The sequence below is a fragment of the Roseateles sp. genome (genome assembly GCF_965262435.1).
In the GTDB taxonomy this organism is placed as follows: Bacteria; Pseudomonadota; Gammaproteobacteria; order Burkholderiales; family Burkholderiaceae_C; genus Paucibacter_A.
Genome location: NZ_OZ253537.1, coordinates 1,276,137 through 1,288,029, shown reverse-complemented (window position 1 = coordinate 1,288,029; position 11,893 = coordinate 1,276,137). Strand labels below are relative to the sequence as shown.

General features: G+C 66.7%; 8 protein-coding genes. 4 read left to right on the top strand and 4 right to left on the bottom strand.

Annotation, left to right across the window (positions count from 1 at the left end; genetic code table 11):
* The first annotated feature begins 179 nt into the window (after nucleotides 1-179).
* Nucleotides 180-1,241 carry an aminoglycoside phosphotransferase family protein gene (locus ACQY39_RS05580; protein ID WP_428510730.1) on the top strand — a complete coding sequence of 354 codons (1,062 nt, stop codon included), beginning with the start codon at nucleotides 180-182 and terminating at the stop codon, nucleotides 1,239-1,241.
* Nucleotides 1,242-1,334: 93 nt separating this feature from the next.
* Here ACQY39_RS05580 and ACQY39_RS05575 read toward each other — a convergent pair whose 3' ends face one another.
* The 3 genes from ACQY39_RS05575 to ACQY39_RS05565 all read right to left on the bottom strand — a co-directional run bounded on the left by ACQY39_RS05575 (nucleotide 1,335) and on the right by ACQY39_RS05565 (nucleotide 4,222).
* Nucleotides 1,335-2,810, bottom strand: coding sequence for a M20 family metallopeptidase (locus ACQY39_RS05575; RefSeq protein ID WP_428504188.1), 1,476 nt, complete (start codon nucleotides 2,808-2,810; stop codon nucleotides 1,335-1,337).
* Nucleotides 2,811-2,949: 139 nt separating this feature from the next.
* Nucleotides 2,950-3,522 (bottom strand): cohesin domain-containing protein, encoded by a 573-nt coding sequence (locus tag ACQY39_RS05570; protein ID WP_428504186.1) that lies wholly within the window; start codon nucleotides 3,520-3,522, stop codon nucleotides 2,950-2,952.
* Between the two features lie 190 nt (nucleotides 3,523-3,712).
* A complete protein-coding gene (locus ACQY39_RS05565; protein ID WP_428504184.1) occupies nucleotides 3,713-4,222 on the bottom strand; it encodes a hypothetical protein in 510 nt (169 codons plus the stop codon).
* Between the two features lie 172 nt (nucleotides 4,223-4,394).
* On the opposite strand from ACQY39_RS05565, the gene ACQY39_RS05560 reads away from it, so the two are divergent.
* The gene (locus tag ACQY39_RS05560; protein ID WP_428504182.1) at nucleotides 4,395-7,424 is read left to right on the top strand and encodes a M12 family metallo-peptidase; all 3,030 of its coding nucleotides are present in this window, start codon (nucleotides 4,395-4,397) and stop codon (nucleotides 7,422-7,424) included.
* 101 nt (nucleotides 7,425-7,525) lie between these two features.
* Here ACQY39_RS05560 and ACQY39_RS05555 read toward each other — a convergent pair whose 3' ends face one another.
* Complete coding sequence (locus ACQY39_RS05555; RefSeq protein ID WP_428504180.1) at nucleotides 7,526-8,389, bottom strand: alpha/beta hydrolase; 864 nt, start codon at nucleotides 8,387-8,389, stop codon at nucleotides 7,526-7,528.
* Between the two features lie 213 nt (nucleotides 8,390-8,602).
* On the opposite strand from ACQY39_RS05555, the gene ACQY39_RS05550 reads away from it, so the two are divergent.
* Entirely contained in the window at nucleotides 8,603-9,934 is a 1,332-nt protein-coding gene (locus tag ACQY39_RS05550; protein WP_428504178.1) for a hypothetical protein, read from the top strand.
* 2 nt (nucleotides 9,935-9,936) lie between these two features.
* Nucleotides 9,937-11,868 (top strand): hypothetical protein, encoded by a 1,932-nt coding sequence (locus ACQY39_RS05545; protein WP_428504176.1) that lies wholly within the window; start codon nucleotides 9,937-9,939, stop codon nucleotides 11,866-11,868.
* Nucleotides 11,869-11,893 lie beyond the last annotated feature (25 nt).

The following is an 11,893-nucleotide window of genomic DNA, read 5'->3' as shown; positions in this document are numbered from 1 at the left end:
GCGCGGCGGCTTGCAAGCTCGGCACCGAGCCAGGGCTCGCGGTTTGTAAAATCCATTATCCATGAGGCTGCGCCAAGCGCGGGCGCGACTCTCGCCCGCACCGCGCGGCCACGAGCCGGCAAATCTTGTCCAAGAGCGCCGGCCCGCTCCGATCCCCCACACCCAAGAAGCGCTTGACGCTGCCCTCCATGACCTCCATCGCCTGGCCGAATCCGCAGCGTCAACACGCCTTTCAGACCTGGCTGCACAGCCTGCAGCCGAGCTTCGGCCTGCTCGCCGAAACCCTGCGCGAAGCCAATGCCGACGCCAGTTCACGCCGCTATCTGCGCGTTGCCGATAGCAGCGGCCGCAGCTATATCGTCATGGACGCACCGCCCGAATCGAACGATGTGCGCCCCTTCCTGAAAGTCGGTGCTTTGATGGCCGGCTGTGGCCTGCATGTGCCGCAGGTGTTCGCGGCCGATGCCGAGCAGGGCTTCCTGCTCCTGGCCGACTTGGGAAATGAGCCGTACCTCCAGGCGCTGCTGACAGCACAGCAAAACGACCCCAAAAAAGCGGAGCCGCTGATGCGTGCGGCCCTGCAAGCCCTGCTTCAGTGGCAGAGCCAGATCGATGCCAGCCAGTTGCCGAGCTATGACGAGGCCTTTGTGCGCCGAGAGCTGCAGATCTTCGTCGACTGGTGCGTGCAGCGCGAGTTCGGCAAAAGCTGGGACGAGACCCAGCAAAAGTGGTGGGAGCACAGTTGCCAGGTGCTGGTGCGCAATATGGTCGAGCAGCCACAAGTCGCCATGCACCGAGATTTCATGGTGCGCAATCTCATGGTCTGCCCCGAGGGCCAGGTCGGCATCCTGGACTTCCAGGACGCGGTGCGCGGGCCCATCGCCTACGACCTGGCTTCGCTGCTGCGTGACGCCTTCATTTCCTGGGACGAAGAGCAGGAGCTGGATTGGGCGGTTCGCTATTGGGAGCAGGCGCGCAAGGCCGGCCTGCCGGTGAATGAGGATTTCGGCGAATTCTGGCGCCAGGTTGAGTGGAGTGGCCTGCAGCGCCACCTGAAGATCCTGGGCCTGTTCTGCCGCCTCAAGCACCGCGACGGCAAGCCGCGCTATGCCGAGGACCTGCCGCGCCTGTTCGCCTATGCCATCAAGGTCAGCACCCGCTATGTGCAGCTGTCACCGCTGACCCATCTGTTGCAGGACTTGCAGGGCGGCATGGTGGATACGGGGTTTACGTTGCGGTGAACGGGTGAACGGGTGAACGGGTGAACGGGTGAACGGGTGAACGCCTCGATGGTGTCTCATTCACCTCTTCACTTGTTCACCTATTCACTCCACTCACGGATGCGCCGCCATCACCTGCGCCACCGCGGCCGTCAGACGCTTGCCATAGGGCACATGCAGGAATTCGTTCGGGCCATGGGCATTGCTCTTGGGGCCGAGCACGCCGCAGACCACCATCTGGGCGGCGGGGAAGCCTTTTTGCAGCATGCTCATCAGCGGAATGGTGCCGCCCTGGCCGATGTAGCCGACCGGCGCGCCGAAGTGGCTTTCGCTGGCCTCGTTGAGGGCGCGGCTGAGCCAAGGTGTCAGGTCAGGCGTGTTCCAGCCGGTGGCGCCATAAGCGCCGGCGCGGCCATCGGGCACAAAGGTGACCTTGGCGTTGTAGGGCGCGTTGTCTTCCAGCAAGGCTTTGAGGCGAAGCGCCGCTTCATTGCCGTCGATCAGCGGCGGCAGGCGCAGGGACAGCTTGAAGGCGGTGAACGGGCGCAACACATTGCCGGCGCTCTTCATCTCGGGGAAGCCGTCGACACCGGTCACCGACAGGGTCGGGCGCCAGGTGCGGTTGAGCAGCACCTCGACCGGCTCGGCGGTCATCGGCAGCACCGGGCCGCCGTCGGCCCCGCAGGCCCAGGGCATGCGCTTGTAGACCTCGTCCTTGAGGATGGCGGCCGTGGCCTGCGCCTGCTCGACGCGGTCGGTCGGGATGTCACAGTGGAAGCTCTCGGGCAGCAGGCGGCCGGTCTTGGAGTCTTCCAGGCGGTCCAGCACCTGGCGCAGGATGCGGAACGATGAGGGCACCACGCCGGAAGCATCACCCGAATGGATGCCCTCGCTGAGCACTTCGACCTTGAGCACGCCGCTGACCATGCCGCGCAGCGAGGTGGTCAGCCAGAGCTGGTTGTAGTCACCGGCGCCGGAGTCCAGGCACACGACCAGGGAAACATTGCCCAGACGCTCCTTGAGCACGTCGATGTAAGCCGGTAGGTCGTAGGAGCCCGACTCCTCGCAAGTCTCGATGATGCCGACGCAGCGCGGGCGCGGGATGCCCTGCTTGTCCAGCGCCATGATGGCGGTCAGCGAGGCGTAGACGGCATAGCCATCGTCGGCGCCGCCGCGGCCGTAGAGCTTGCCGTCTTCGTATTTGGGCGTCCAGGGGCCGAGGTCGTTGCGCCAGCCGTTGAACTCAGGCTGCTTGTCCAAATGGCCGTAGAGCACGATGGTGTCCTGGCAATCGGCCTTGGTGGCGGGCACCTCGAAGAAGATCACCGGCGTGCGGCCTTCCAGGCGGATCACCTCCAGCTTGAGGCCGGCCACCTTCTTGCTCTCCACCCAGCTGGCGGCGTCGCGCAGCACCTTCTCGATATGGCCGTTGGCGGCCCAGTCGGCGTCGAACATCGGGCTCTTGGCCGGAATGGCGATGTACTGGGTCAGCGCCGGGACGATCTCTTCATCCCAGACGCGCGAGGCAAACTCGCCCAGGGCGCTGGCCTGATCGGGCTGCAGGGGCAAGGAGGGGTCGCGAGCGTTCATGGTGGTTTCCTGCTGCTTGTGGCGGAGAAGCCTGCAAGTTTAGGCCAAGGCCCGCGCGGGCTGCTGCCGCTTGGCGCGACCTGCGCCCCAAAAAAGAAATGCGCCCGAAGGCGCATTGGCAAGCTCAGGCGAAACGCGCTCAGGCGGGCTGACGACGGCGCCAAGCCACCAGCCCAGCCAGACCCGCGGCCAGCATCAGATAGGTCGAGGGCTCCGGCACGGCGGCCACGGCATCCAAGGTGCGGCCGTTGAGCTGCACGGTGATGTCACCCAGATTCGAATTCAGGAACAAGGCATCCGCAAACGACAAGGTGCTGCTGCCGACGCTGCTGACTGAGAAGTTGATCCGGGCCAGCACGCCACTGCCGTTGGCGCCGGCGACATTGCCGATCAAGGTGTTGTTGAGAAAGCTGATCTGGCCTGCGGCGTTGTCGATCACGCCGGCGTCGGCAAAGGTATTGCCTGCCGTGCCCAGGAAGGCGCCTTCGCTGACACCGGTGACCTGAAGGATGGCCGGATTGAAGTTCAGGCTGAACTGGTAGGCGTACAGATCGCTGATGCCCGAGATCAGGACATCCAAACTCAGGGTCGTGCCGACCACGGCCGGATCCGGCTGCGCGACCAGGGTCACCGCGGGGTCCGCCCAGGCTTGCGAGGCCAGAGCGCCCAAGAGCAGCGCGGCGGCAATGCTTTTCTTCTTCAACATCATCATGACGATTTCTCCTCTGCCCTGTAGGCAATACATCCAAGTTTGAGGATTTGCGGCACCCGGCTCAGCAAACCCCGCATGGACCTGAATCTGGTTCACAGATCGTGGTGTATTTCGTGAACTGCAGTCTTTCATCAGCCACGATGCGGCGATACGGGGGGATTCCCCAGCCCTTGGCCACCCTGCCCCTGTTTCAAGGCTCAGGGTTGAAGCGCAGCCGGGCCTGCAAGTCCGCCACGGCCGCGTCCATGACCGCCAGCGCTTCCGGGCCGCAGGCCTCGCGACGGAACACCTGCTTGACCTCGCCGTCGCGCTCGACCTGCCAATTGACCCAGGCGCCATCGCGCATCTCGGGGTCGTCATAGCTCTCGGCCATGGCAAAAAAGCCTTGCGCCTGCAGCAGGGCGGCCAAGGCCTCGAAATCCGGCAGTGCCAATCTGGCACGCGAACGCTGGTCCTGCGTGCCATGCCGGGCCTTGCCGCTCAGGGTCAGCAAGGCTGTGCCATTGCGATGCAGGCTCAGGCGGCTGCTGTTCGCACAACCGAAGCAATCGCGCTCCACGGTGATCACCTGAATGAGGGGGTTCGACCCGGCGGGCAGGGGCTCGACCGCCGACGCCGGGCCACCCGCGCCGAAGCCGCAGGACAGGGCCAGCAACCAGGCACGCCAGGGCTTACCCGGCTTGTCCACGGCCGTACTCATGAGGATTGACCCTCTATACAGGGCAAAGACTTGTCATCTATCTTCGTGCACTTGTTCACAGGCGCTCGCATGTCTGGTCCTCGGAAATCCAGCGTTACTGGTTTTCAAGGCCGCCGCTGCGACGCAGCGCCTCAAAGAACCTCAGCCAGTTTGCCCCGAAAAAGGACTCCTCATGAAACTGCATGCATCTGCCTCCAGCCGCGCCGGCCGCGCGCCCGTCACCACCGCCGCGCGTGAACTGCAGCGCCACACCAGCAGCCTGCTTGTGCTGAGCATGGCGCTGGCCGGCACGATTGCCATGCCGGCCGCACACGCTGCGCCGATCAGCGGCGCCAGCGCGGCAGTCGCCGCCCAGCCCAGCGGTGCATTCTGGCAAGACGCCAAGGCCACCAGGGCCAAGGTCTCAGCCAAAGGCGCTGTGCCCGCCGTGCAGCCGCGCAAGTACCGCGCCACCACGCTCGATCGCTTCGGCCTGACCGCCTTCGCCGCCAATGCGCCGATGGAACGCACGGCCGCTGCCCAGCTGAGCCCGCTGACCATCTCCCTGCCCCATCCCGATGGCGGCTATCAGCGCTTCACCGTGGTCGAGTCGCCGGTGATGGAACAAGCCCTGGCTGACAAGCACCCCGAGATCAAGACCTATGCCGGCAAGGGGATCGACGACCCGAACGCCAGCGTGCGCATGGACATCACGCCGCTGGGCTTCCACGCCTCGGTGCGCTCGCCCAAGGGCGCCTGGTACATCGACCCCTATTTCCACCTCGACGACAGCCTCTACGCCAGCTACCACGGCCGCGAACTGCCGAACCAGCACGGCCCGTTGAGCGAAGCCATGCAGACGGAGGCGCACATCGCCCTGACGCGCGGCTTCTACCATGCTGGCGATGCGGTTGAAGTGCGTGGCTTCGGCTTCGCCCCCGGTGCCACCGTGAACATCACCGTGCGCAACCCCGAGACCGACACCAGCAGCCGCCAGACCGTCAGCGCCACCGCCGACCAGGACGGCACCTTGTCGACCTCCCTGGTGGCCGACCCCTCGCGCAACCTGGGCGCCTACGAAATCACTGCCAGCGACGGACGCACCACGGCGACCACGGCCTACCATGTGGTGGACGAGTCGCAGAGCCCGACCGCAGCCACCGGCACGCAGCTGCGCAACTACCGTCTGGCCCTGGTGACTGACCCGTCCTACGCCACCTTCTTCGGCGGTTCGGCCAATGTCACGGCGGCCAAGGTCACCCTGGTCAACCGCATCACCCAGGTGTACGAGGATGAAACCTCGATCCGCCTGACCCTGGTCGGCAACAACGACCTGCTGAACCTGGACACCGCTGCCAAGATGACAGGCGCCAACGGCCCCTGCGGCGGCAGCGCCTGCTTCACCACCACCCAAGCCGCCGGTTGCGCCAGCAGCACGCTGACCCGCAACCGCCAGGTCATCGGCCTGCTGATCGGCGCCAGCAATTACGATGTCGGCCACATCGGCTTCGGCCTCAATGGCGGCGGTCTGGCCAGCCTGGGTGTGGTCGGCGGCAGCGCCAAGGCACAGGGCTGCACAGGCGTACCCACCCCGGTCGGTGACCTGTTCGCGGTCGACTATGTGGCGCATGAAATCGGCCACCAATTCGCCGGCAACCACACCTTCAACGGCGTGACCGGCAGCTGCACGGGCGGCAACCGCAATGCCGGCACTTCGGTGGAGCCGGGCTCGGGCTCGTCCATCATGGCCTATGCCGGCATCTGCGGCACCGACAATCTGCAACCGCACAGCGACGCCTACTGGTCGCAGCGCAGCTTTGACGAGATCACCACCTACGTCTCGGGCGCGGAAACATCGCTCAATGAAGTGCAGATGGCGGCCCTGACCAATTTCAACACCAATGGTCAGCAATTCCAGCTCAGCTACGGCGGCAATGCCTCGGCCCCCATCATCCGCGGCACCAACTTCACCACCGCGGGCATCAAGGCCGCGATCGAAGCCATCGCCGGCTGGCCGGCTGGCGGCACGGTCACGGTCAGCAGCCTGACCGACACCGGCTTCACCCTGACCTTCAGCGGCTCCCTGGCTGGCACCAACCTGCCCATGCTGGGCCTGAGCGGCCTGGGCGCCGGCAACTACATCGGCGAGATCACCGCTGGTGGCCTGAGCACACGCCGCGGCCACACCATCACCGCCACCGGCAACAGCGCCCCGGCGCTGAATGTGCCGCCGACCTACACCATCCCGGTGCGCACACCGTTCGCATTGACCGGTTCGGCCAGCGATGCTGAAGGCGACACCATCACCTATCTGTGGGAGCAAAACGACCGCGGCGCCGGTACCGGCACCGGCCTGCTGACCAATGCCAAGACCAACGGCCCGCTGTTCCGCCAGTTCGGCACCATCGCCGCCGTCAGCGAAGCCGACACGGTGAAGTACAACTCGCCCGGCGAGAACTTTGTTTCGACCAACCCGACGCGGGTATTCCCGGACCTGGCCCAGATCCTGGTGAACAACACCAATGCCGAAACCGGTGCCTGCCCGACCGCCTCTTCGCCGGCCACATCGGCGCAGATTGACTGCTACTCGGAATACCTGCCGACCGCCGCGTACGTGGGCTTCGCTGGCACCAATGCCAGCCCGGCCTCGCTGAACTTCAAGCTGACGGTGCGTGATGGCCGCGGCGGCGTCAACAGCGCCAGCACGCAGTTGGTGCTGGCCCCGGCCGCCGGCCCCTTCCTGGTGACCTGGCCCAACACGGCCCTGCAGCTGAACAGCGGCACGGCCTACACGGTGACCTGGAACGTGGCCAACACCGATGCCGCACCGGTGAGCACCAGCCAGGTGAAGGTGAGCCTGTCGACCGACGGCGGCAACACCTTCCCCCATGTCCTGGCCGCCAGCGTGCCCAACAACGGCAGCGCCTCGGTGACCCTGCCGGTGCTGGCCGCCGACAAGGCCCGCATCAAGGTGGAAGCGATCGACAACGTCTTCTTTGACGTGTCGAATGCCGACTTCAGCATCAAGCTCTACGGTGATGTCAACGGCGACGGCAGCATCAGCTGCGCCGACTTGTCCATCGTGCGCGCCTCGCTGGGCAAGCGCGCTGGTCAGCCGGGCTTTGACCCGCGCGCCGATGTCAACGGCGACGGCGTGGTCGACATCCGCGACATGGCCGCTGTGTCCAAGAACGTGCCGGCCGCGAACACCTGCAACAGGTAAGCCGACCCGCGCCGAGCGCCACGAACGCAAGCTCGTGGCGCCCATCAAAAAGCCCCGCCTGGCAACAGGACGGGGCTTTTTCTATGGGCGCGGCACCTGGGCTAAAAGCGGGCCGCAAGCCAGCTTTGCAGCGCAGCAAACACTTGCTCGCGCTCGGGCTCATTGAAGATCTCATGGAAGAGCGGGCCGAAGCACTGCGCGCGCAGCACCGCCGGCGGCGCCTCGGCTGCGAACTCGGCACTGCCGGCGGGGGCGACGCAGCGGTCGCTGCCGGCCCACATCAGCAAGGTCGGCACCACCCAGTCGGCGGCATGCTGACGCACCATTTCACCGGCATCGACAATCATGCGCGCCAAGGTCGGCGTCAGGCGGTCGTGCACCATGGGGTCATCGATATAGGCCTGCACGACCGAGCGCTGGCGCGAGATCCAGGCCGTCTTCAAGCCATTGCCGACCGCCAGATGCGGCGCCACGGCCACGCCCAAGCCCAGCTGCAGACGCTGCCAGGCCGACAGGCCCGGGTCGAGCGCCGGCGAGGACAAGACCAAGGCATCGACCGGCCGGAACCAGGCCGGCAACTGGCCGGCACAGCTGGCAGCCAGACCGCCGGCCACAAAGCGTGCGGCCACCAGGCCGCCCATGCTGTGACCAAGCAGCAGCAAAGGACCGCGGCCCAGCTGAGGGTCGGCGCGCAACTCATCGATGACCAGGGCCAGGTCCTGCAGCAAGCGCTCGGCATCGGGCACATCACCGCGCGCCCCGCCCGAGGCGCCATGGCCGCGCTGGTCATAGCCAGCGACATGCCAGCCCCAGCCGTTCAACTTGCCGGCCAGGGTCTCATAGCGACCGACATGCTCGCCCAGGCCGTGCACCAACAAGACAGTGCCGCGCGCTGGCTCCAGCCCCAGCTTGCTCCATTGCCGCCAGTGCAGCGGGATGCCATCTTCAGTTCTCAGGGTTCGCATGCGAGCCAGTGTAGGCAGGCCCACTCCAGGGCCACCCCAGGGCTTGCCCGGGGCGGTAAAACTACCCGGGCCCAGGCCTTTCGGCAGGGCGAGCGGGCCGCCCGCGGCCTGTTGCCGATGAACAATGGCCGTCCGGCAGATCGCGCCGAAATCCATGGCCATGCAGCCCCCCTACACTGCAAACTTTTGTTACCACTTGACCCGGGTTCGATGATGAGAAATCTGCTCTCCTTGCTCATCTGTCTGCTGCTGGCGGCCTGCGCCGGGCCCAAGTACACCGTCGACGACGGCCGTGCCGTCAACGAAACCCTGCTCGGCCACATCCGCAGCTACGGCATGGGCGAGCAGGCGATCCGCCCGGCCATCGCGCGCAGCGCGGACCTCAAGGACCCCGAGTGCGACAAGCAGTGGGAGCTGCCCTTTGCCCTGGCCACCAGCAGCGGCTGGTCCGAGACCGACCGGGTCGCGTGGGTGCGCGCCCTGCAGGTGGACGAGCGTCTGACCGTGGTGGCCACGGCGCCGGGCTCGCCGCTGCAGCTCGGCGACAAGGTGGCCGTGCTGGCCGGGCTGAAGACCGAAGACACCGAGCAGATGCTCAACGGCCTGGCCGAGATCCGCGACCGCGGCCGCCCTTTTTCAATCGTGCTGTCCACTGGCAAGCAGCATGTCATCACGCCCTTCGAGGTCTGCCGTGGCTACACCCGCCTGGCCCCGCCCAGCACGCCCGAGGTGCAGGACTACCACTGGCTGCTCAGCATGCATTCGCTGGAAGTGCCCCAGGTCGGACTCAGTGATGACGAAGCGCTTTGGGTCGTGCTCTGGACCCAGGGCCTGTCGGAAGAAGGCGGCGCCCGCATGAAAACCTTTCACTACGGCAGCAAGATCGTCGGCACGCTCTACAACCTGGTCACCCTGGCCACCGGCCTGAAGGGTGCGGCGCTGGCGGCGGAAGCGGCCGTCACGGCCGCCAAGAGTGCGGCCCAGAGCGTGGTGACCGAAGTGCTCAAGCAGCAGCTGATCGAGCAAGGCAAGAGCTTGGCCGTGCAACGCATCCGTGAGGGCATCACCGACGCGGCCGAAAAGCTGACCCGTCAGCAGGTGGTGAACGCCCTGCAGGCGGCGGCCGCCAACCGCGGCTCGCTGTCGGGCGTCGCCCGGGTTGGCGCCACCGTGTTCGACCGCGCCGACAGCTGGGCGTTCCAGCGCGCCGCGCAGCTTGGGGGCAACCCGCTGGCCGGCTTTCGTCTGCACCAGAAATTGATCGAGCGCAGCTTCACCGCCAATGCCTTCGCCTTCGATGCCGAACGGCTGGACGCCTTGAGCAAGCTGGCCGAAACCAAGGGCCTGGGCTACGAGGTGCAAGCCATCCTGAACGGCTTCAAGCCGGAAGAGCTGCTGTTCGAAATCGGCGCCATGCCACTGGCCTCGGCGCCGGCAGCCTTTTCTTTCTCCGGCCCTGAAGACCCGGGCCAGGGCCGCTTCGCGCGCGGCCTGATTGATGCCATGCTGGACATGCCCATGGCCTCCGGCCCGGCCAAAAAGTAACGATGGAAACGAAGGTCTTCTCGATGCGCTTGTCGATCGCTTGTCTGGCACTGCCCCTGTTGCTCGGCCTCACCCCGCGCGCCGCGCGGGCACAAACCACCGCAGCCCCGTCGACCGCAGCCCCGGTGCTGGCAGCGGCGCCCGCGGCTTCGGCTGCGGCCAGCTTGCCGGCGGACGCCGCCTCGGCCCCGGACGGGGCGGCATCCGCGCCGGCAGCCCCCCCACCACCGCCACCGCCAAGCTGCTCTTCGCTGACCGCCAAGGCCATGAGCAGCGACCTGCGCGCCGCCACCGCCCAAGCCCAGAACAAGCCCCTGGAAGAGCTGGCCCGAGCCTATGAGGAGGCCGTGTCCCTCTGGACCCAGGCCACCGGCGGCTGCACCGGCCGCGCCCAGGAACGCGCCCAGCGCGCACTCGGTGACAACGAACGCCAACGGGCCGCCGTGGCCGAGCGCATGGCGGCCGGCTCGCAGTGCGAGCTCTCGCACCGCGACGCGGCTTCGCTGCAGGAGCTGGCGGCCAAAGCCTTCGGCGAGCGCCGCTTTGGCGATGCGGCATCGCTCTACAGCAAGGCCGAAACCATGTGGGACCTGGCCGCTGAACACTGCACCGGCAGCCAACAGCAGATCGCCCTGCGGCGCCGCGAGCAGACCGAGATCGACGCCCACAACGCGGAGTTCTGCGCCCCCATCTTCGACAAGGCGCGCGACTTTGCGCAGAAGTTTCGCACTGCCGCACCGGGCCTCAATCCGACCGAGCGCCAGGCCCAGTCCATGATTGCCGAGACCGCCTGGCGGCGCGCCGCCACCTTGTGCAAGGACGCAGCCCTGGAGAACGCCAACAGCTTCATCCAGACCCTGGCGCGCGAGCGCGGCACCCCCTGGGCGGCCGTGCCTTTGCCAGACAGCTTCCAGGCGGCTTTGCCCAAGCCACCGGCGCCGCGGCCCACCGCGGTGGCCAGCACACCCGGCACGGCCGCCAAAGTGGCAGGCGTTGCGACCGGAACGGCAGCGACAGTTGGTGCAGCCGCCGCGACAAGCGGTGCAAAAGCCACCGGCGACACCGCAGCCAGCGGCCTGGGCGCGCTCGTCAGCGGCGCCCTCGGTGCGGTGAAGAGCGCCACCCAGACCACCGGCAACGAAGCCGCAGCGGCACGCAACAACAGCCAGGCTCGAACGGCCGCCGAGGACGCGCCCAAGGAGGCCGCCAAGGAGATGGACATTCGCGCCGGCGACACCCGCTACAAAGGCCAGTTCGTGCGCGAAGAGGGTCAGGTCGTGAGCGGCACCGGCCGGGTCGAATGGTCGAACGGCGATGTCTACATCGGCAGCCTGGTGCGCAGCGTGCGCCAGGGCAAGGGCGAGTTCATCTGGGCCAACGGTCAGCGCTATGAAGGCGACTGGGTGGCGGACCGAGCCACCGGCCAGGGCAAGCTCTACTTTGCCAATGGCAACCAGTACGAAGGCAGCGTCGTCGACGGCGGCCCGGAAGGCAGCGGCCAGCTCAACTTCGCCAGCGGTGATGTCTACAAGGGCCAGATCAGCCAAGGCGTGGCCCATGGCAAGGGTCTGTACCGCTGGGCCAATGGCCAGCAGTACGAGGGCGACTATGTCCGCTCTGAGCCACAAGGCCGGGGTGTACTGCGTTATGCCAACGGCAACCGATTTGAGGGCAGCATCCAGGCAGGCCAGCCGCATGGCCTGGGCAAGCTCGAGCTGGCCTCGGGCGACCGCTACGAAGGCGAGTTCCAAACGGGCAAGCCGCATGGCCAGGGCAGCTATTTCTGGAAGAGCGGCGAACGCTATAGCGGCGCCTGGGCAGGCGGCGTCAAACATGGGCAGGGCGTTTTCCACTGGCCCACAGGCGACCGTTGGGAGGGTCTGTTCCAGGCCGATGAACGCACCGAGGAGGGTGTGTTGCATCGGAAGGAATGAGTGAACGGGTGAATCGTGAGTGAGG

Excerpts from the sequence above, each read along its gene's own strand:
- ACQY39_RS05575 (WP_428504188.1), bottom strand. The coding sequence starts at position 2,810 with ATGAACGCTCGCGACCCCTCCTTGCCCCTGCAGCCCGATCAGGCCAGC.
- ACQY39_RS05570 (WP_428504186.1), bottom strand. The coding sequence starts at position 3,522 with ATGATGATGTTGAAGAAGAAAAGCATTGCCGCCGCGCTGCTCTTGGGC.
- ACQY39_RS05565 (WP_428504184.1), bottom strand. The coding sequence starts at position 4,222 with ATGAGTACGGCCGTGGACAAGCCGGGTAAGCCCTGGCGTGCCTGGTTG.
- ACQY39_RS05560 (WP_428504182.1), top strand. The coding sequence starts at position 4,395 with ATGAAACTGCATGCATCTGCCTCCAGCCGCGCCGGCCGCGCGCCCGTC.
- ACQY39_RS05555 (WP_428504180.1), bottom strand. The coding sequence starts at position 8,389 with ATGCGAACCCTGAGAACTGAAGATGGCATCCCGCTGCACTGGCGGCAA.
- ACQY39_RS05550 (WP_428504178.1), top strand. The coding sequence starts at position 8,603 with ATGAGAAATCTGCTCTCCTTGCTCATCTGTCTGCTGCTGGCGGCCTGC.
- ACQY39_RS05545 (WP_428504176.1), top strand. The coding sequence starts at position 9,937 with ATGGAAACGAAGGTCTTCTCGATGCGCTTGTCGATCGCTTGTCTGGCA.